Below are 17,891 nucleotides of genomic sequence, written 5' to 3' on the forward strand. Positions count from 1 at the left end.
CCCGCGTGGGACGGAAAACGCTCGCCGTCCCCGCCCCTTCCCGATTCGAAGGACACCGATGAACGACTCAGCACTCGTCACCACCGGCCTGCCGATCGCCCTGGCGATCATCATGTTCGGTCTCGGGCTGTCCCTGACCGCCGACGACTTCCGGCGGGTGACCCGGACACCGAAGGCGGTGCTCGTCGCGCTGGTGCTGCAGGTTCTGGTGCTCCCGCTCGTGGCGTTCGGGCTGGTCAGCCTCTTCGGCCTCGACCCTCTGCTCGCCGTCGGCGTGATGCTGTTGGCCGCTTCTCCCGGCGGGACGACGGCCAACCTGTTCAGCCACCTCTTCCGCGGAGACGTGGCCCTCAACATCACGCTGACCGCGGTCAACTCGGTGCTCGCCGCCCTCACCATCCCCCTGGTCACCAACCTCGCCATCGACCATTTCGACGCTCAGGGCGACCTCGGCCTGCAGCTGGGCAAGGTGGTGCAGGTCATCGCGATCGTGCTCATCCCGGTCGGCATCGGCATGGCGGTCCGCCGGCGCTCCGCCGACTTCGCCGCACGCGCCGACCGCCCGGTCCGGATCTTCTCCGTCACGGTGCTGGTGTTCGTCTCGGTCGGCGCCCTGCTGGGCGAGCGGGAGAACCTGGCCGACTACATGCAGCAGGTCGGATGGGTGACCGGCCTCTTCTGCCTCGCCAGCCTCACTCTCGGATACGGCGGTGCCCGGCTGCTCCGCCTCGACGAGCGCCAGGCGATAGCGAGCTCCATGGAGGTCGGGATCCACAACACGACCGTGGCACTCACCATCGCGCTCAGCGTGCTGGACAGCACCGAGGTCGCCATCCCCAGCGCCGTCTACTCCGTCCTCATGTACGTCCTCGCGACCGCCTTCGGCTACCTGATCACCCGGCGGCGCTCGGACGCGGAGAAGGTTCTCGGCCAGCCGGTCGAATGACGACGATCCCGGTGCCTGAGGTGACCATCCCGGTGCTTCCGGTCGAGCCGCCATCCCCGCCGCTCGCTCGTCGCCGACGACCGTCGTCGGGGGCGGACGAGACCGGCGCCCGGCCCGGATACGGCCGCGGGAGCCACGGTGGCGACGCCCTGTCCGGGTCCTCCCTGCTGCCGGAGCCCCCTCGCAGGTGGCCCGGCCCGTCGCCCGGGGTCCGGTCAGGGCGGAGGCACGTCACCTCGGCGGGGTCGGGCGGTCGTACACGTTGCCCGGCGTCACGATCTCGGTGATCGCCCGGGCGAGCGGGGTGCTCGGTTCCACTCCCCCGGTGGTGATGTCGGTGTTGAGCATGAGCACGAGGGTCGCCTTCTGCGAGGGCAGGTACACGGTCACCGTCTCGTAGCCCGGGATGCTGCCGTTGTGGCCGATCCAGCCGCCGGTCTCGAAGATGCCGAGGCCGTAGCTCGTACCGGGAAACCCGGTCGGCAGTGTCCTGAGGCGCTCCGCCTGCGTCTGCGGGCTCAGCAGCTCGCCGGTGGCGACGATCCTGGCCCAGCGGCGCAGGTCGTGCAGGTCGGAGATCATCGCACCCGCCGCCCAGGCCCAACTGGGGTTCCAGTCGGTGGAGTCCTCGATCGCCCCCGTCAGCGTCTGGTTCGTGTAGCCGCGGGGGTGCGGTGCGGGGAACGAGGCGTCAGCAGGGAGCAGGGTGTGGTGCAGTCGCGCCGGGCGCAGCACCCGCCGGCCGAGGAAGTCGGCGAGGCGTCGGCCGCTGACCTTCTCGACGACCAGGCCGAGCAGGACCAGGTTGGTGTTGGAGTACTGGAACCGGGTGCCCGGCGCGAAGGTGTTGTCGTGCCGGTAGCCGTAACGGAGCACCTCCTGCGGCGTGAAGGAGCGGCTCGGGTCGCGGAGCAGGGCCTGCTGGAACTCGGCGTCGGCGGTGTAGGGGAACAGGCCGCTGCGCATCCCTGCGAGGTGGCGCAGGGTGATGTTCTCGCCGTCCGGCACTCCGTCGATGTAGTCGGCGATGGGGTCGTCCAGGCCGACCAGGCCGTCGTCGACGAGTTCGAGGAGCGCGGTGACCGTGAACGTCTTGGTCTCGCTGCCGATGCGGACGAATCCGTTCTTCGACATCGGCCGGCCGGTAGCGGTGTCGGCGACGCCGCTCGCGCGGACGTAGCTGCCCTTGCCCGGCATCCACAGCCCGACGACGACGCCGGGGATGCCGGCCTGCTGCCGGACCTCCTCGATCGCCTTGTCCAGCCGGGCCGCCACCTCGGGGCCCAGTCCGTTCGGCGGGCAGTCGTCCTGCGGACCATGCCGATCGGCGACCGCGGCGGGCACGGCCGCGGCGGGAGCCGTCGTCACAGGGGCCAGCACGGACGCCACAAGGAGTGCCGCGGCGGACAGGCGGCGGGAGGAGAAACGTCGCATGCGGGGGTGCCTCTTCCAGGTCACGGGCTCTCGGACTGCCACGTCACCACCCGGATCCCCGGCTGGGCGCGCGTGCTCCTGGGATTCCGGCCGAGTCCACTCGTTCGGAGCCGCCCGTGCGCGCCGGCCGGCGGTGAGCCGGAACGGGACCTGGCCGAGCGGCGCGGCGCGCTGCACGTGCGCAGGAGCGCAGCGGGGGCAGCGCGGCCGCACTGTCCACGCGCACCTCGACCCGCTGCCCGATGGGAATCCTTACCAACGGCCGGGCCGCTCGTGGCTCCTCGCATGCTCTGTGAACTGTGCGAGGAAGGAGCGGTCCGTGATCCCCGGACTATAGGTTCTGGCCATGACTGGTGACTGGCGGACGGACCGGATCGGGGCCGCGCTGAGGGGAGAGAACCCGACCGTGCTACGACGCCTGACGTCGGGGTTCGCGGTGATCGGGGACGTTCAGTTCCTGCCTGGCTACTCGGTTCTGCTCGTGGACGAGCCGGATGTGCAGCGGCTGTCCGACCTGCCGAGAGCCAAACGGCTGTCGTTCCTGTCCGACATGGAGCAGCTCGGCGAAGCGGTCGAGCGGGCCTGTCGGCGGCTGGATGCAGCTTTCCGCCGGGTGAACCTGGAGATCCTGGGAAACACGGACCCGTTCCTGCATGCCCATGTCTGGCCGCGGTTCGACTGGGAGCCGGCTGATGTGGTGGGCAGGCCCGTGTGGTTCCACCCCCGCGAACGGTGGAGCGACGAGCAGTTCAGGCTCGGCCCGCGGCATGACGCGCTGCGGGAGGCGATCAGCAGCGAACTGGACCATCTGCGCTCGCCGGCCCGCGAGTGCCGCTTCGCGTCGGTCCCACCCGAGTGACCAGTGATGGTGCCCATCGACAGCAGGCTTTATTGACCGATCGTTCTGGATAGGTCTAAGGTTCACGGCATGGCCAGGACCAAGGAATTCGATCCGGAGGCCGCGCTGCGGTCGGCCCTCGAGCTGTTCTGGCGGCGCGGCTACGAGGCGACGTCGATGGCCGACCTCGTCGAGCACCTCGGCATCGGTCGCGCCAGCATCTACGCCACCTTCGGCAACAAGCACGAGCTGTACCTGAAGGCCATGGACCTCTACACCGAGGGACGCGACCCTTCCCTCCTTGCCGAGCTGTCGCAGCCGGGCCCGGCACTGCCCGCCGTGCGGGCGGTGGTGCGCCGCTTCGCCTCGGAGGCCGCCTCCCCCGAGGGCAGGCTGTACGGCTGCCTCATCACCAACACCGCGGCCGAACTCGCTCCCCACGACGCCGCGGTGGCCCGCCGGGTCGAGATCAGCTGGGAGCACGTCGAAACCCCCCTGCACTCCGCACTCGTGCGGGCCCAGGCGCAGGGCGAACTGCCCCGTGACCGCGACCCGCGCGCTCTCGCCCGCACGCTGCTCGTCCTGATGCAGGGCATACGAGTCGTCGGCAAGGCGTCCAGCGATCCGGCCCGGGTGCAGGACGCGGCGGAGCAGGCGCTCACCCTGCTGGACTGAATCCCCGGGGCGGCGGCCGGGTCGACGTCCCCCGCGACGGGGACGGAGCCCTGCCGGCCGCCCGGAGACGCCGGCTCTCTCCCTGCCCGCACGCCTCGTGTCGCATGCCCAGATATTTGACCGATCGATCCAATAAAGGAGAGGCATTGACCGCCGGGGGAGCCACCCACGCTGTCGAAGTGCGGCACCGACACGCCTTCGTCCTTCTCGGCAGCGTCCAGACCACGCTCATCTTCACGCTCACCGCGATCGCTGTGCCACTGCCGCAGATCGGGCGTGAACTCGACCTGGAACGCCACGACTTGGTCCTGCTCAGTGCCGCGTACGGACTGGCGTTCGCCGGGCTGCTGCTCTTCGGGGGCCGGCTTGCCGACCGCTACGGCGGGCGGCGCGCCCTCGTCGCGGGCTTGGCACTCTTCGCCGCAGGCTCGGCCACCGCACCGTTCGCTCCCGGCCTCGAAGCCCTGCTCGCCGCCCGCTTCGCCCAGGGAACCGGCGCGGCCCTCGTGGCACCCGCCGCGATGGCGGTACTGCGTGCCGCGTTCCCGTCCCCCACCGCGTACGGCAAGGCCATGGCCACCTGGGGTGGGCTCTCCGTGCTCGGTGCGACCGCCGGCAATCTGCTCGCCGGCGTCATCCTGTCGCTGCTCTCGTGGCGCTGGACCTTCGTCGTGCCGCTCGCGGTCGCCGCGGGGGCGCTCGCCCTCACGCGCCGGCTGCTTCCGCCCACCGCGCCGAACCCTGGCAGGGCTCTCGACCTGCCCGGCGCCCTTCTCGCCGCCGCTGGAACGGCCCTGGCCAGCTACGGGCTCGTCCTCACCGACGCCCGGCCCTGGTCTTCGGGGGGCGTGCTCGTGCCACTGCTCGGCGGAGCCGCGCTGCTGACCGCGTTCCTGTACTCCGAGCGTCGCGTCCGCGACCCCCTGCTGCCGACCCGCTTCCTGCTCGACCGGAGGCGAGCCCTCGCCCTCGCCTCCATTGCACTGAGCGCCTGCGGGACATCGATGACCTTCATCGTCCTCTCGCTTCACCTCCAGCAGACACGCGACTGGTCACCGCTGCAGACGTCGGCAGCCTTCGTGCCGTTCGCTTTCGCGCTGCTCGCCTCCGGACGCGCGACGGGGCCGCTCATCGTCCGCTACGGGGCCCGGGCGCTCACGACTGCCGGGCTCGGCACCGCCGCGGCAGGGCTCGCTCTCCTCGCCTCCACCGGGCTCGATGCACACATCCCGTACGCGTACGGACTGCTGCCCGGTCTCGTCCTGCTGCCGGCCGGCACCGCGGCCGCCTTCGGGGGAGCCGCCGTGCTCGCGACCCAGGACGTGCCGCAGCAGCAGATCGGGCTCGCGGGCGGCGTGATGAACAGCGCGATGGAACTCGGCCCCACCGTCCTGTTCGCCCTCCTGCTCACACTCGACGGCGACGCCTGGTCCCTGGCCGCCGCGGGGGCGGCCCTGGCCGTCACCGCACTCCTCAACCACCGCACCGACTGATCCATCGATCGAAGAGGACGCAGAAATGAACCGCTTCACCGGAAAGACCGTGCTCGTCTCCGGCGCAGGCTCCGGACTCGGCCGCGCCATCGCGCTCGCCTTCGCCGCCGAGGGCGCGTCGGTGGTCGCCGCGGGGCGCACCGCTGCCTCCCTGGACGAGACGGTGGGCCTCATCGAGGCCGACGGCGGTACCGCCGTGGCCGTCACCGCCGATGTCACGGATTCGGCCCTGGTCCAGGACCTCGTGCGGGAGAGCGTCAGCCGCTTCGGCGGACTGGACATCGCGGTCAACAACGCCGGGATACTCCGGGGCACCGTGCCCGTCGGAGAGGTCAGCGAGGAGGACTGGGACGCGGTCCTGCGAACCAACGTCACCGGCGTCTGGCTGGCCATGAAGCACGAGATCGCGCACATGAAGGAGAACGGCGGCGGAGTCATCGTCAACATCTCCTCCAACCTGGGCGCACACCTCCGCATCCCGAACGCCGCGGCGTACATCACCTCCAAGGCAGCGGTCTCCGCGCTGACCCGCGCCGCCGCACTCGACCACATCCACCAGGGCATCCGCATCAACGCGGTCAGCCCGGGCGCCTCCGCCGCCCCGATGTCGCTGCGGCCCGGGGAGAACGAGGCCGCCCGTGCGGAGCGGATGAAGTCCGAGAACCCACTCGGCCGGGTCGCGGAGGCCGAGGAAGTGGCGGCCGCAGTGCTCTACCTCGCCTCGCCCGCGGCCGCCTCGGTCGTCGGCACCGACCTGGTCGTCGACAGCGGGTCGTCAGCCTGACCTCAGGCTGACCTCAGGCTGAGGCGGAGAGGTCCGGTTCGCGGTTCAGAACCGCCGCCGGTCAGGAGCCGGCACGCTGTCCGCCCCGCCGCCCCGGGACCGGCGGGGCGGACAGCGCGCGGCGATTCGCTGCTCCGCCCCGGACCCGCCCCGCTCGTGCCACGGGAACGTCGGTGACGGCCCGCCGGCCGCGCACTTCCTGACCGGATGTCAACCGGTTCTCCCGGCGGCACCGCGTTCGGCAACCGCGGCGTCGTCGCCGACGGCGAGCGGGGCGAACGAGCCTTGTTTACCTTACGGGTCGACCCGTAAGGTAAACATCATGAGCTCCTTTCCGTCCTCCAGAGGGCGTCCCAGGGATCCTCGCTCGCACGCGGCGATCATCGACGCGACAGCACGGCTGCTGGTCGAGGTCGGCTACGCCGCGACATCGATCGGGGCGGTGGCTGCGCGGGCCGGTGTCGGCAAGGACACGATCTACCGGCGGTGGCCGGGCAAGCCGGAGTTGGTCTTCGAGGCCGTCTTCACGACCACCGACGATGCTCCGGCCCCCGACACCGGAACGCTGGCCGGAGATCTGACCGTACTGCTGCAGGGTCTGGTCGACGAGTTCCATGCACCTGCCGCCGCGGTGGCACTCCCTGGGCTGCTCGCCGACTTCGCAGCCGATCCGGAACTGAAGGCGCGCATCCGCGGCGACTTCCTGGGCCCGTCGAAGGAACGGTTGCTGGTCGTCTTCGAACGAGCCCTGCTGCGCGGGGAGATCGCGGCCGAGACGCCGGTGGACCTGGTCCTGGACACGCTCGCGGGAGCCGTGTTCTTCCACGTGGGACTGGTCGGCGAACACCCCGCCCCGCAACTGGCCGGACTGCTGGCCTCTGTGGTGGCCAAAGGAATCGAGGTCCGATGAACGGCTGGCTCCTCGCGGCAGGAATCACCGCGCTGATCGTGGCCATGGTGCACATCGTCGCCGGACACCGCGACGTCGTCCGCCCGCTGCTGTCCTGCGGGGTCGCAGACGAACCCAAGCGTGTCCTGCACGCCGTGTGGCACATGGTGAGCATCGACCTGGTGTTCTCCGGACTCGTCCTGCTCCACCTCTCCCTGAAGGACGGTACGCCGGGAGCCGGCATGGTGGCATGGTTCGTCGCCGCGCACTTCCTCGCGTACGCAGCAGTGTTTCTGGTCGTCACCCTGTCCGTCGGCTGGCCCGGCCCGCTGCTCCGCCTGCCGCAGTGGATTCTGCTCCTGCCTGTCGCGGCGCTGACGGCGGCGGGCGCCGCATAGCCGCGCCGTCGCCGGCCGGAAGTCGTCCTGTCCGACGCCGAAGCCCTCCGGCGAACGCCGCGCTCACGTCCCGGCGCGCAGCGGCTGTGGGGCGCGGTTCCTCAGGACCTCGATGATGCTGGTCGCCCTGTCGTCGGCATGGCCGGGCAGTGCTGTGCCCCTTGTACGGCCGGCGACCTCGGCGGGGCACCGTGCAAACAGTTCGGAGACCCCCGAAACGGTGCCGCGGCCGTCCTCCGCGGTGGCCTGAAACCGAAGCCCGGGGAACGACATCCCGCCGGACGGTGTTGTGCCGGTCGGAGCACGAACGACGTTTCGCCTTCACGACGGCGGTTTCCGTCGACCGGCAGTCGACGCTCGGGGTGGTCGCACCCCGGGGCGGCGCCGGAGTGCGCGGGGATCATGGCTGGTCGCCGGTCACAGGGGAGAGCGGCCGCTCGAAGAAGGTCTCCAGGACCACGGTGGCCTGCGTGCCGCTGACCCCGTCGATGGCGTACAGGCGGCGCAGGACGTCCTGCAGTTGCTCGGTGGTCGCGGTCCTGACCTTCACCAGGACCGAGGCGCTGCCTGCGATGACGTGCGCCTCCAGGATCTCGGGAAGCGCGGCGAAGTCCTGTGCCGAATCCCCCATCCAGGACGTCGAGTCGACCATCACGTAGGCCAGCACGGCGCTTCCCACGGCAGCCGGGTCGACCTCGACCGTGGTGCGCCGGATGACGCCGCGCTCACGCAGCTTGCGTACGCGCTCGTGCGCGGCACCGGCGGAGAGGCCGACGGCCTGACCGAGCGCGGCGTAGGACTGGGTGGCGTCCTGCTGGAGCCGGGCCAGCAGCTCACGATCGATGTGATCCACAGCTCTCCATTCGGAAAATCCTTGCTAACACCGTATGTCATCTTACAGTCTTCGCTTCAGACCGATTGAGATTCGGCACCTGATGGCTTCGTGAGGAGTGGACCCCATGAGCGGTGAGCGCCCGGGGCTGTACGAGATGCTTGACGACCGGTTCCGTACCGGAAGGTGCATGAACGGTGATGACGCGCTGGAGGTCCTGTTCACCGGCTGCCGTTGGGCCGAGGGGCCGATCTACGTGCCCGCCTGGCGCCAGGTGGTCTGGAGCGACATCCCCAACGACCGGATGCTGCGGTGGGACGAGGAGACCGGCTCGGTCGCCGTCTTCCGCCGCTCCGCCGGGCACACCAACGGCAACACCCTGGACCGGGAGGGGCGGCTGATCACCTGTGAGCAGGGCAACCGACGGGTGACCCGGACCGAACACGACGGCACCCTCACCGTGCTGGCCGACCGGTGGGAGGGCAGACGCCTGAACAGCCCGAACGACTCGGCCGTGAAGTCCGACGGATCGATCTGGTTCTCCGACCCGGACTTCGGCATCACCAGCGACTACGAGGGGTACCGCGCCGAGAGCGAGATCGGCTCCAACAACGTCTACCGGATCGATCCGGCCACGGGCGACGTACGGCTGGTCGCGGACTGCTTCGGAGCGCCGAACGGGCTGGTCTTCTCGCCCGACGAGCGGCAGCTGTTCGTCTCCGACACCCGGGCGGGCCTCATCCGCGTCTTCGACGTGCGCGACGACGGCACCCTGTCCGAGGGCGAGGTCTTCGCCGAGGCCGCGGCCCGCGAGAGGGCCCGTTTCGACAACCTCCGCTTCGACGACGGCGGCAGGCTCTGGGTCGCCGCGATGGACGACGGCGTGCACTGCTACGACCCGGACGGCACCCTGCTCGGCCGCCTCGATGTGCCCGAGGCGGTCGCCAACATCTCCTGGGGCGGCGCCAAGCGCAACCGCCTCTTCATCACCGCGGAGACCAGCCTGTACTCGGTGGTCATGGGAGTCACCGGCACGCACCCGACCGGACCGGGCCGGCGGCCCTGGCTCTAGCCGGCGCCCGGTGAACTCCCGGATGTTCCGTCACCACACCGCCGACGCAGGCGGGGTGCGGGCCCAGCGGAGCTCACCCCAGCGGGGCGGCAGCTTCCCGGAAGGTGCGCCGGTACGCCATCGGTGAGACGCCGATCGCGGTGTGCAGGTGCTCGCGCAAGGAGGTCCCGGTGGCGGAGCCGACCCGTCCGGCGATGTCGTCGACGGGCGGGTCGGTGGTCTCCAGGAGGTGCTGGGCCCGGGTCACGCGCAGCGGGGTCACCCATCGCCCGCGGCGAGGACCGCCGCCCGGGCGTTCGCGCAAGGCGCCGCCGAGACGGCCGGCGAGCAGCTGCCGGAGACGGCTCCCGGGCGGGAGGAAGGGCCGTTTTCTCCCGCTCCACGGCGTGGCCGATGAGTTTACGGCTCCCGGCCGGTCCAAGCTCGTGACACCCCGGAAAGGACACCGCCATGTCGGAGCTTCTCGTCGACTTCATCACCTCGCTCGACGGCTACGCATCAGGAGAGGGATGGCCCGGATTCTGGGGCCTCGAAGGCCCGGAGTACCTCGCTTGGCTCGGCGAGCAGCCCGAGGCCACCTACCTGATGGGAGCGAACACCTACCGCCTGATGTCGGGCTTCGCCGCAGGCGAGGTCCCGAGTGGGCAGGACGAGTTCAGGCCCGAGGAGGAGGCGTCCGTCGACGAGCTCACGCAAGCATCCAAGACGGTGTTCTCCTCCTCTCTCGAGGAGCCGCTGACCTGGGCCAACTGCACGCTCGTCCGCGACGACGCCGTCGAGGCGGTCCGCGCCATGAAGTCGAGCGGCTCGGGGCTCCTCAGCACGATCGGCAGCCTCAGCCTGTGCCGGTCCCTGCTGCGAGCCGGACTCGTCGACCGCTTCCGGGTCGTGATGTTCCCGGTGATCACCGGGGCCACGGGTGAGGAACGCATCTACGACGGCTACCCGGACGTTGCCCTGGAGATGATCGAGCACCGCACGTTCGACGGCCGCATCCAGCTGGTGGAGTACAAGCCCCGCGTACTCGAACACCCGCCGCTCGGCGTCCCTGCGTGACGACGCCCCGTCCGCCGGTCGGAGCGGCAGCACGGCCGCCGCCGGAGGGCGGCCGACGTCGGCACCCGGCCCGCCTGGCCCCACGCCGCCGCAGGCGCTCACCGGCGCCGCGCCCGCGCTGATCGACCGCGACGACCCGCCGCCGGGAAGCCGGACGCGAGGCCACCGCCTCCCTCCAACCGCACGACCGGCCGTGCCGCAGCACGACCCGCTGCCCCGGCCCGCCCCAGTCCTGGCGGGCAGGACGGACTCCCGACGCGCACCAGGACAGGCACGGGCCCACGCCACGACGCCCCGCGAAACCCAGCCGCCCCGCTCACGCCCCGACAGCCACGAGCCGCGGTCGAGGCCGCGCGTCGTGACGCTGCGCCGCCGTGGGAGCCCTGGCTACGGCCACAGCGACGAGGCCGCCACGAGGTCGCCCTGCGACCGCAGCGGGGCAGGGCCATTGTCAGACCCTGATGGCAGCATCACCGATGGGGACGCCCTCCCGCGTCCTCGACTCGCCTCTGCAGCAACTGAAGAGGAGGACGTCCCCTGGCGACTGCATGGCCCGTCCGCCCCGGCGGCACGAGCCGCTGCGTGGCACGCTGCCGCAGTCGGTCAGCCGGCCCGCCGTTCTCCGCGCGCCGCCGGTCCGTCCGCGGCCTGGTCGATGGTGCGCAGGATTGCCCGGTGCCCTCGTCGGCACCGGTGGTGGCCGGTTCGTCCTGGGTGCGTTCTCCTGCCTGCCGCGTGGCGACGTGTGAGAATCCGGCAACTCCGAGAGCAAGGAGCGTTTCCTCCGATGACTGCACAGCCCGCACGCCCTGGGAGCGGCGGTCCCCGGACCGCCTCGGTCAGGGACGTCCCGCCGTTCGCACCGCCACTCGTCAAGGCGGTGTTCAGGGACGTGACGACGCTGCACGTCTCCCGTTCTGCCGCGTGGGCCGCCGCGTCGGTGACGCGGACCGTGCTGACGGAAATCGTCGACGGCGCGAGGAGAGCGGCGGCGGCGGAGGCCCGGAAGCAACTGGCGCCCCGGGACCTCATCTCGGCGATAGACCGCAACGTCGAGGTGGAGGTGGGGTCCACGTGGTACCTCCACAGCCCGACCTTTCATGGCCTGATGGGCGAGATGTACGACGCCGAGGGTGTCCCGGTGCCTCTTCGTCAGCGGCGCGGGGCACGCAAACCGAGCGGTGTGGCCGGCGCCCACCGTTTCGAGGCCGGCGTCAGGAGGCTGCTGAGAAGCCGAGGGGTGACAGCGGTCCCGTCGATGGTCCGTGACCTGGACGGCATCGGGAGCGTGTTCCTTACGGACCTCGCACGAGACGCCGCCATGATCGTCCGTGAGGGCGGGGTCGAACGCTTCGGGACGGTCGCCCTGGTGACACCGGGCGAACCGGCTCCATCCCCGCCCCTCGAGGATCCCCTCCTGGCCCTCGCCACCCGCCGCGGGGACCGGCGCACCATCGGCAGGGACGACGTCCTGGCCGCCGTCACGATGCACTTGTTCGGCGAGCTCGGGCAGCGCGCCCTCACCGAGGCACGCGAGGCCACACAGAACACCTCGTCCACCTGAACGGATACGACCGCGGCGTGCAGGACGTTCCGCCCGGAGCCTTCTCATACCTGGTCGGGGACGGCGGGCGCGGCGGGGTGCGGGATGGTGGCGGTCGGGGCGTACTGGGCGGCCTGGGCGTCGAACATGGCGGCGTAGCGTCCGCGGGCGGCGAGGAGTTCGTCGTGGGTGCCGTGTTCGGCGAGGTGACCGTTGCTGAGGACGTAGATGTGGTCGGCGTGCCGGACGCCGGACATGCGGTGGGTGACCAGGACGACGGCCCGGTTCGGGGCGGCGAGGCGGCGGATGCGGTCGAAGGCTTCGATCTCGGCCTCCGGGTCGAGGGCGGAGGTCGGCTCGTCGACGATGAGGACGCCGTCGGCCTGTGACGTCGCACTGCGCCAGTGTGTGCGGGCCAGACCGATCTTCTGCCATTCGCCACCGGACAGTTCGATGGCCCCGCGGAAGATCCGGGCCAGCAGACTGCGCAGGCCGTCGGGGAGTTTGGCGACGACGGGGCCGGCGGCGGCGTACTCGACGGAGGGCATGAGGTCCTCGTCCGTCGCGGGGTGGTCGGGGCGGCCGAGGCGGATGTTCATCGCGGCGGTCACCGGCCAGCGCTGGAAGTCCTGGGTGAGCAGGGAGACGCGCTCGAAGACCTGGGCGCGGTCGAGGCCGGTGACATCGTCGTCGCCCCAGCGCAGCGTGCCGGTGTCGGGCAGCAGCATGCCGGAGAGGATCTTCATCAGGGTGCTCTTGCCGGAGCCGTTCTCACCGACCACCGCGGTGACCGATCCCATGGGCAGGGTCAGCGACACCCCCTCCAGGGCCGCGGTGTCCCGATCGGGGTAGCGGTATGTGACCTGGTCCAGGACGATCTCCTCGACCCGCTCGGCGACGGGGGCGCCGCCGGCGGGCAGCGTCCGCCGGGCGGCCCGGGTGAGGAAGCGGCCGTGGTCGCGGACGTAGAGGCTCTCCTCGTGCAGCTGGTTGATGTTCATGACCAGCGCGCCCAGGCTCGCCGAGCCGGTGCGCACGGCGATGACGGCGGTGCCGGCGACGGCGAGACTCATGTGCCCCGCCATGATCAGCCAGAACATGGCCCCGTAGGTCGCGGCCATCGCCAGTCCGGACAGCGCGGCGGCCACCCACTCGGTCAGCGCCTTGCTGGATGCCAGGCGCTCCTGTTCGGCTTCGGCGCTCTCGGCCATCCGCTCGTAGCGGTTCAGGAGGAAGGTGCCGACGCCGTGAAGGCGGACCTCCTGGGCGGCGGTGCGTTCGGTGAGCAGGTTGCCGATCAGCCGGCCGGCGCGTACGTGTTCGATCCAGCTCATCACCGACACGTACCGTTCCTGGGCCACACGCATGGCGCCCCAGCCCCGGGGGGCGGCGATGAGGATGAGCATGGGCAGCAGCAGGGGATGCAGCACGAGAAGCACGCCGGCGGTGGTGATCAGCGAGATGAGTCCGTTCAGCGCGGCGACGCACGCGCTGATCATGCGGCGGGCGGAGCCGGGGCCGTGCTGGGCGACGTCCACGAGCCGCCGGAAGTCGGGGTCGTCGATGGCCTCCAGTTCGACGCCGGCCGCGGCGGCGAGGTACTGGGTGGTGGCGATCCGCTCGACCTTCGGCTCCAGCCGCCCCGCGCGGGAGGTGGACCAGGCCGAGAGGGCGGAGTTGACGACGCCGACGGCGGCGGCGGCCAGCAGGCCGGGCAACAGTGCGTGCAGCCGCTCGGCGGCGCTCCCGCTGCCGGCGAGCAGCGCGTGCATCACGGCGTTGACGGCGAGCAGTCCGGCGGCCGCGGCGATGCCCTGGCCGATCTCGCTGACTCCGACGGAGAGCAGGGCACGCCGGTCCGCCTGCCACGCCATGCGCAGCGTGGTGCCGACGAGTCCGGGCATGGAGCGCAGCGCCGACATCATGGTCAGGTCCAAGGACGCGTGCTCGTGCTGCGACCATCCCATGTCGTAGCGCAGGGGCCCGCCGAACAGCTCGTGTTCGGCCTCGGACACCTGCGGTTCGGCCATGGTGACGGGGCCGAAGAATCTCCTCACCGGGCGCCTCCCGTGGGCCGGTCGACCGCCCGGTGGGAGGCCCTGGGGGTGAGCTTGCCGGAGACGGGCCTGCGCGAGGGCTGCCGTCTCCCGGCCCGGGGGCGTGACGCGCCCTGGACAACGTCGTCCTCTCGAACACCGGCCCGCCGCGGTTCGTCGTCCCGCGAGGTGCCGTTCGGTGGATGAAGTGGCTGGTCCTGTGTGACGGCCGAGGTCATCGTTCCCCCTGGGACGGTCGCTCCGGTGAGGTCGTGATGCCCAACGACTCGGCCGCGATATCGAACACACGTCATTCGGTCGTGCCGGAGCGCCTGCGATTCCTGGGCGAAGGGACCCCGCGTGCCCGGGGGCCTTGGTGTGTCCCGCCGCGGCCCCGGTCCTTTGATGGCCGAAACGCCGACACCGTCGCCCCTGCCCCGCTCGAAGCAGCTCTGGACGCCGTGCGGCATGCGTCTGCCGCCTCCGGCGAGCACTGGTCGACCACCCCGCTCGGCCGGCGCCGTTCAGGACGGTCGAGCCGGGGCCGCCGCCGGCGCGCTCGGAACATGCCCTGGCCCGAGCCGCCTCGGTCCGGTACTCCTCCGCGCGCCGTATCCCCGCCGTTCGGGAAGGCGCCAGAGCGCGGCGCCGGGATCCTCGCGGTCGGCGTACGGGGCGACGGCGGTGAGAGCCACGACCCGGAGGTGAGGGTGGGCCACGTCCTGCGCGTACGCGGGCGGACTTCCCCCTCGCACAGGTCGTCCGCCCGTACCGTGCGCGGGCCACACGGTACGGGCGGACCGTCAGGCGGGGGCCAGGGCCGTCACCAGGTCGGGCGCCGCGAGCAGGCGCACCCGGGCGGCGTCCAGTGCGAGCGGATACAGCGCGTACGCCTCGGCGCCGTCGGCCGGCTGCACGTCGCCCCGCAACAGGTGGACGAGGCCGGGCGCTTCGGCGGGCTCGCCGCCGTCCGCGTCCGGTGTTCCGATGCGTGCGGCGAAGCCGGGTACGTCCTCGCCGTCGCGGCGGGCGTAGACGTCGCGCGACCCGTCCCGGTGGCGCACGACCACCGTCCGGGCCCGTGCGGCGGCCTGCCAGACGGCCAGTTCGCCGAGCCGGACCCGCGCGCCGGAGGCGAACAGCTCGGTCAGCCGGTGCGCGAGGGTGGCCAGCGCGTCGGCGTGACGCCATACCGCGTGGTGGGTGCCGGTGACGCCCTTGACGACGTCCAGCCAGTGCAGCGTGCGGTGTCGCACGTCGACCACGAGCGGCACGCAGGCACGGCTGGTGCCCGTGAGGTCGAAGCGCTGCTCGACGGAGCGCGGGTCGAACAGCGGGCCGGCCCCGCCCGGCCCGTCCCGCAGCATCAGACCGGCGAACGCCTCGGCCAGCTCGCCGAACGGCACGTCGTTGTAGGAGAAGACGACGGCGACGGCGTACCGGGCTCCGGTGTCGGCGAGCAGGTCGAGGTCGAGGTCGACGAACTCGGTGGCACCGAGCGGCGGCGGCGCGGACTGCAGGTCTCCGGAGTGCACGGCGGCCTGCCGCGCGTACCGCAGGTGGGTGTAGTCGCAGACGCCGATGTGCCGCCAGTGGGCGTCGAACAGCGCGACGGACAGGTCGAGATCGGTCCGGCCGGAGGCCTCGCTCTCCGTCCAGGTCAGGAACAGCCGCAGCGACCGGCCGTCGGGCAGCGCGAGTTCACTGCCGCGCGGGAGGGTCACCAGGGCACGGGACGCGGTCCGTTCGGTGAACGGCGCGATCACCCCGTCCAGGGCGGCGTCCACCACGGCGACGCCGACCGGGGCACCGCGGCCGGCCCGGCGCAGGACCTCCGCCGTGAGGACCTCGGTCACGGACCGTGTGACGGCGGACGGCAGCACCGGCCTGTCGTCGTCGGTGACGTGCGTTTTCGCGGCGCCCGCCGCCTCTGAGACGGCCGAAACGGTCAGGGCGGCTGCCCTCCCCCGGCCGGGGGAGGGCAGCCGCCCTGACCGTTTCGGCCGTCTCAGAGGCCGTACGTCCTGCCGATGACGTCCCGCTGGATCTCACTGGTCCCGCCGTAGACCGTGGACACCACGGCGGCCCGCAGATGGCGCTCCATGTCGAACTCCGTGGTGTAGCCGTAGCCGCCCATCATCTGCATGCCCTCCAGCGCGGCCCTCTTGGCGAGCTCGGTCGCCTTCAGCTTGGCCATCGACGCCTCGCGCGGGAACAGCCTGTCCGGCTGCGCGTCGCAGTCCAGGGCCGTTTCGCGCACCAGCAGCCGGGTGCACTCGATCTCGGTGGCGAGGTCGGCGATCCGGTGCCGCAGCGCCTGGAAGGAGCCGACCGGCCGGCCGAACTGCTCGCGCTCGCGGACGTAGGAGACCGCGTCGTCGAAGGCGCGGCGCGCCAGACCCAGCATGTTCGCTGCCAGGAACAGCCGCTCGTGGTTCAGCCCGGCCATCAACTGCCGCCAGCCGTCGTCCACCTGGCCGACGACCGCGTCCGCGGGCAGCGTCACGCCGGTGAGGAAGACGTCGTTCACCTCCCGGCCCCCCATGGTGTCGATGCGCCGCACGTCCACGCCCGCGGTGCCGGCCGGCAGATGGAACATGGTCAGGCCGCCGTGCTTGTCCGGGCCCGTGCGGGCCACCAGCAGCGTGTGCTCGGCGCAGTGGGCGTTGGAGATCCAGGTCTTCTGGCCGTCGATCACCCAGGTGCCGTCCGCCTGCTGCCGGGCCTGGCAGCGCAGCGCGCCGACGTCCGACCCGGCACCCGGCTCCGACATGGCGATGGACAGCACGTCACCGCGCACGGCCCCGGACAGCACCTCCCGTCGCTGCCGCTCGGTGCCGAACTTCTCGTAGGCCTTCGCGGCGATGACGGTGGTGATGAAACCACCGGCGGGGACCATTCCGTACGAGGTCTCCTCCAGGAGGAGGCAGGCGTCGGCCAGCCCGCCGCCGGCGCCTCCGTACTCCTCGGGCAGGCAGACCCCGAGCCAGCCGAGGTCGGCGAGCCTGCCGTACAGCTCGGCGTTGTGGGCTTCGCGGCCGCCCGCGGTCAGCGCGTCGCGCTGCTCCCGGGTGCCGCACTCCCGTTTGGCGAAATCGCGGACGGCCGCGACGAAATCGGCCTGTTCTTCGGTGAGGCGACTGCCCATCAGGTCCCTCCGGGGATCGTGTCGCGTTACGAAGATACGATAGGCGTTCCAGCGTCTCTTCGGGAGGTGTTCGCCGGTATCGTGAGCACCATGAGAACTGACACGGACGACTCCGGGACCGCCCGGGCCATCGCCCCGCCGGAGACGGAGGACCGCACGGCGCGGAAGATCCTCGACGCCGCGCTGGAGCAGTTCACCCTGCTGGGCCTGCGCCGTTCCTCCGTGGACGACGTCGCCAAGCGCGCCGGGGTCTCCCGCGTCACCGTCTTCCGGCGCTTCCAGTCCAAGGACAAGCTCGTCGAGGCCACCCTGCTGCGCGAACTCGGCCGCTTCTTCGAGCAGCTGGATGCGGCCGTGGCGGCGCTGCCGACCATGGAGGAGCGGGTCGTCGAGGGGTTCGTGGTCGCCCTGCGCCACACCCGCGCCCATCCGCTCTTCGGCGGCCTGCTGCGCCTCGAACCCGAGATCGTGCTGCCCTACCTGACCGTGCAGGGCGGCTCCTCGCTCTCCGCCACCGCCGCCTACCTGACCGGCCATCTGCGCCGCGCCCAGCAGGCGGAGGGCCGCCCCGACGAGGACCCGCGGCCGGTCGCCGAACTCATGGTGCGCGTCGCCGTGTCGTTCCTGCTCAACCCCGCCGGCTGCATCGAGATGGACGACGAGGACCAGGCGCGGGCCTTCGCCCGCCGCTACCTGGCCCCCCTGCTGACCGCCTGACGCCCGGCCGCCCACGCGGCCGGGCCCGCG

General features: G+C 71.7%; 16 protein-coding genes and 1 pseudogene. 11 read left to right on the forward strand and 6 right to left on the reverse strand.

The features are described 5' to 3' along the window. Window positions 1-58: 58 nt before the first annotated feature. On the forward strand, window positions 59-946 hold the full coding sequence (locus EAO77_RS29175; protein ID WP_147991323.1) for a bile acid:sodium symporter family protein: 888 nt from the start codon (window positions 59-61) through the stop codon (window positions 944-946). Window positions 947-1,177: 231 nt separating this feature from the next. Here the strand turns inward: EAO77_RS29175 and EAO77_RS29180 are convergent, their stop codons facing one another. Next, entirely contained in the window at window positions 1,178-2,380 is a 1,203-nt protein-coding gene (locus EAO77_RS29180; RefSeq protein WP_147991324.1) for a serine hydrolase domain-containing protein, read from the reverse strand. 346 nt (window positions 2,381-2,726) lie between these two features. Between EAO77_RS29180 and EAO77_RS29185 the strand changes: the two genes are divergently transcribed. From EAO77_RS29185 to EAO77_RS29210, 6 genes are all read left to right on the forward strand, one after another. After that, entirely contained in the window at window positions 2,727-3,239 is a 513-nt protein-coding gene (locus EAO77_RS29185) for a diadenosine tetraphosphate hydrolase (RefSeq protein ID WP_147991325.1), read from the forward strand. Window positions 3,240-3,308: 69 nt separating this feature from the next. Continuing rightward, window positions 3,309-3,893, forward strand: coding sequence for a TetR/AcrR family transcriptional regulator (locus EAO77_RS29190; protein ID WP_147991326.1), 585 nt, complete (start codon window positions 3,309-3,311; stop codon window positions 3,891-3,893). 179 nt (window positions 3,894-4,072) lie between these two features. Beyond that, window positions 4,073-5,386: an MFS transporter gene (locus EAO77_RS29195; RefSeq protein ID WP_261994187.1), complete on the forward strand. Its 1,314-nt coding sequence runs from the start codon at window positions 4,073-4,075 to the stop codon at window positions 5,384-5,386. A 25-nt stretch (window positions 5,387-5,411) separates the two neighbouring features. After that, window positions 5,412-6,170 (forward strand): SDR family NAD(P)-dependent oxidoreductase, encoded by a 759-nt coding sequence (locus tag EAO77_RS29200; protein WP_147991328.1) that lies wholly within the window; start codon window positions 5,412-5,414, stop codon window positions 6,168-6,170. A 322-nt stretch (window positions 6,171-6,492) separates the two neighbouring features. After that, on the forward strand, window positions 6,493-7,080 hold the full coding sequence (locus tag EAO77_RS29205) for a TetR/AcrR family transcriptional regulator (protein WP_147991329.1): 588 nt from the start codon (window positions 6,493-6,495) through the stop codon (window positions 7,078-7,080). Further along, window positions 7,077-7,457: a hypothetical protein gene (locus EAO77_RS29210; protein ID WP_147991330.1), complete on the forward strand. Its 381-nt coding sequence runs from the start codon at window positions 7,077-7,079 to the stop codon at window positions 7,455-7,457. The genes EAO77_RS29205 and EAO77_RS29210 overlap by 4 nt, the downstream gene beginning before the upstream one ends. A 400-nt stretch (window positions 7,458-7,857) precedes the next feature. Here EAO77_RS29210 and EAO77_RS29215 read toward each other — a convergent pair whose 3' ends face one another. After that, window positions 7,858-8,310: an Lrp/AsnC family transcriptional regulator gene (locus EAO77_RS29215; RefSeq protein WP_147991331.1), complete on the reverse strand. Its 453-nt coding sequence runs from the start codon at window positions 8,308-8,310 to the stop codon at window positions 7,858-7,860. A 106-nt stretch (window positions 8,311-8,416) separates the two neighbouring features. Here EAO77_RS29215 and EAO77_RS29220 point away from each other — a divergent pair, with 106 nt between their 5' ends. Next, window positions 8,417-9,361 carry an SMP-30/gluconolactonase/LRE family protein gene (locus EAO77_RS29220; protein WP_147991332.1) on the forward strand — a complete coding sequence of 315 codons (945 nt, stop codon included), beginning with the start codon at window positions 8,417-8,419 and terminating at the stop codon, window positions 9,359-9,361. Between the two features lie 73 nt (window positions 9,362-9,434). On the opposite strand, the pseudogene EAO77_RS29225 reads toward EAO77_RS29220, so the two are convergent. Then, window positions 9,435-9,644: pseudogene (locus EAO77_RS29225) on the reverse strand (helix-turn-helix domain-containing protein); the annotation flags it as partial. 167 nt (window positions 9,645-9,811) lie between these two features. Between EAO77_RS29225 and EAO77_RS29230 the strand changes: the two are divergent. Beyond that, a complete protein-coding gene (locus EAO77_RS29230; RefSeq protein WP_147991333.1) occupies window positions 9,812-10,417 on the forward strand; it encodes a dihydrofolate reductase family protein in 606 nt (201 codons plus the stop codon). Window positions 10,418-11,204: 787 nt separating this feature from the next. Continuing rightward, on the forward strand, window positions 11,205-11,981 hold the full coding sequence (locus EAO77_RS29235) for a hypothetical protein (RefSeq protein WP_147991334.1): 777 nt from the start codon (window positions 11,205-11,207) through the stop codon (window positions 11,979-11,981). Between the two features lie 44 nt (window positions 11,982-12,025). Here EAO77_RS29235 and EAO77_RS29240 read toward each other — a convergent pair whose 3' ends face one another. From EAO77_RS29240 to EAO77_RS29250, 3 genes are all read right to left on the reverse strand, one after another. After that, window positions 12,026-14,017, reverse strand: coding sequence for an ATP-binding cassette domain-containing protein (locus tag EAO77_RS29240; protein ID WP_147991335.1), 1,992 nt, complete (start codon window positions 14,015-14,017; stop codon window positions 12,026-12,028). Between the two features lie 782 nt (window positions 14,018-14,799). After that, window positions 14,800-15,852 carry a TerD family protein gene (locus tag EAO77_RS29245; RefSeq protein WP_147991336.1) on the reverse strand — a complete coding sequence of 351 codons (1,053 nt, stop codon included), beginning with the start codon at window positions 15,850-15,852 and terminating at the stop codon, window positions 14,800-14,802. Window positions 15,853-16,004: 152 nt separating this feature from the next. After that, on the reverse strand, window positions 16,005-17,144 hold the full coding sequence (locus EAO77_RS29250; protein WP_147991337.1) for an acyl-CoA dehydrogenase family protein: 1,140 nt from the start codon (window positions 17,142-17,144) through the stop codon (window positions 16,005-16,007). 90 nt (window positions 17,145-17,234) lie between these two features. Here EAO77_RS29250 and EAO77_RS29255 point away from each other — a divergent pair, with 90 nt between their 5' ends. Next, window positions 17,235-17,861 carry a TetR/AcrR family transcriptional regulator gene (locus EAO77_RS29255; protein ID WP_147991338.1) on the forward strand — a complete coding sequence of 209 codons (627 nt, stop codon included), beginning with the start codon at window positions 17,235-17,237 and terminating at the stop codon, window positions 17,859-17,861. The last annotated feature ends 30 nt before the right edge of the window (window positions 17,862-17,891 follow it).

Source organism: Streptomyces sp. T39, from assembly GCF_008042045.1.
Classification (GTDB): Bacteria; Actinomycetota; Actinomycetes; order Streptomycetales; family Streptomycetaceae; genus Streptomyces.

Bases quoted from the DNA above. Each gene is read 5' to 3' on its own strand.
- EAO77_RS29175 (WP_147991323.1), top strand. From the start codon at position 59: ATGAACGACTCAGCACTCGTCACCACCGGCCTGCCGATCGCCCTGGCG.
- EAO77_RS29180 (WP_147991324.1), bottom strand. From the start codon at position 2,380: ATGCGACGTTTCTCCTCCCGCCGCCTGTCCGCCGCGGCACTCCTTGTG.
- EAO77_RS29185 (WP_147991325.1), top strand. From the start codon at position 2,727: ATGACTGGTGACTGGCGGACGGACCGGATCGGGGCCGCGCTGAGGGGA.
- EAO77_RS29190 (WP_147991326.1), top strand. From the start codon at position 3,309: ATGGCCAGGACCAAGGAATTCGATCCGGAGGCCGCGCTGCGGTCGGCC.
- EAO77_RS29200 (WP_147991328.1), top strand. From the start codon at position 5,412: ATGAACCGCTTCACCGGAAAGACCGTGCTCGTCTCCGGCGCAGGCTCC.
- EAO77_RS29205 (WP_147991329.1), top strand. From the start codon at position 6,493: ATGAGCTCCTTTCCGTCCTCCAGAGGGCGTCCCAGGGATCCTCGCTCG.
- EAO77_RS29210 (WP_147991330.1), top strand. From the start codon at position 7,077: ATGAACGGCTGGCTCCTCGCGGCAGGAATCACCGCGCTGATCGTGGCC.
- EAO77_RS29220 (WP_147991332.1), top strand. From the start codon at position 8,417: ATGAGCGGTGAGCGCCCGGGGCTGTACGAGATGCTTGACGACCGGTTC.
- EAO77_RS29230 (WP_147991333.1), top strand. From the start codon at position 9,812: ATGTCGGAGCTTCTCGTCGACTTCATCACCTCGCTCGACGGCTACGCA.
- EAO77_RS29235 (WP_147991334.1), top strand. From the start codon at position 11,205: ATGACTGCACAGCCCGCACGCCCTGGGAGCGGCGGTCCCCGGACCGCC.
- EAO77_RS29250 (WP_147991337.1), bottom strand. From the start codon at position 17,144: ATGGGCAGTCGCCTCACCGAAGAACAGGCCGATTTCGTCGCGGCCGTC.
- EAO77_RS29255 (WP_147991338.1), top strand. From the start codon at position 17,235: ATGAGAACTGACACGGACGACTCCGGGACCGCCCGGGCCATCGCCCCG.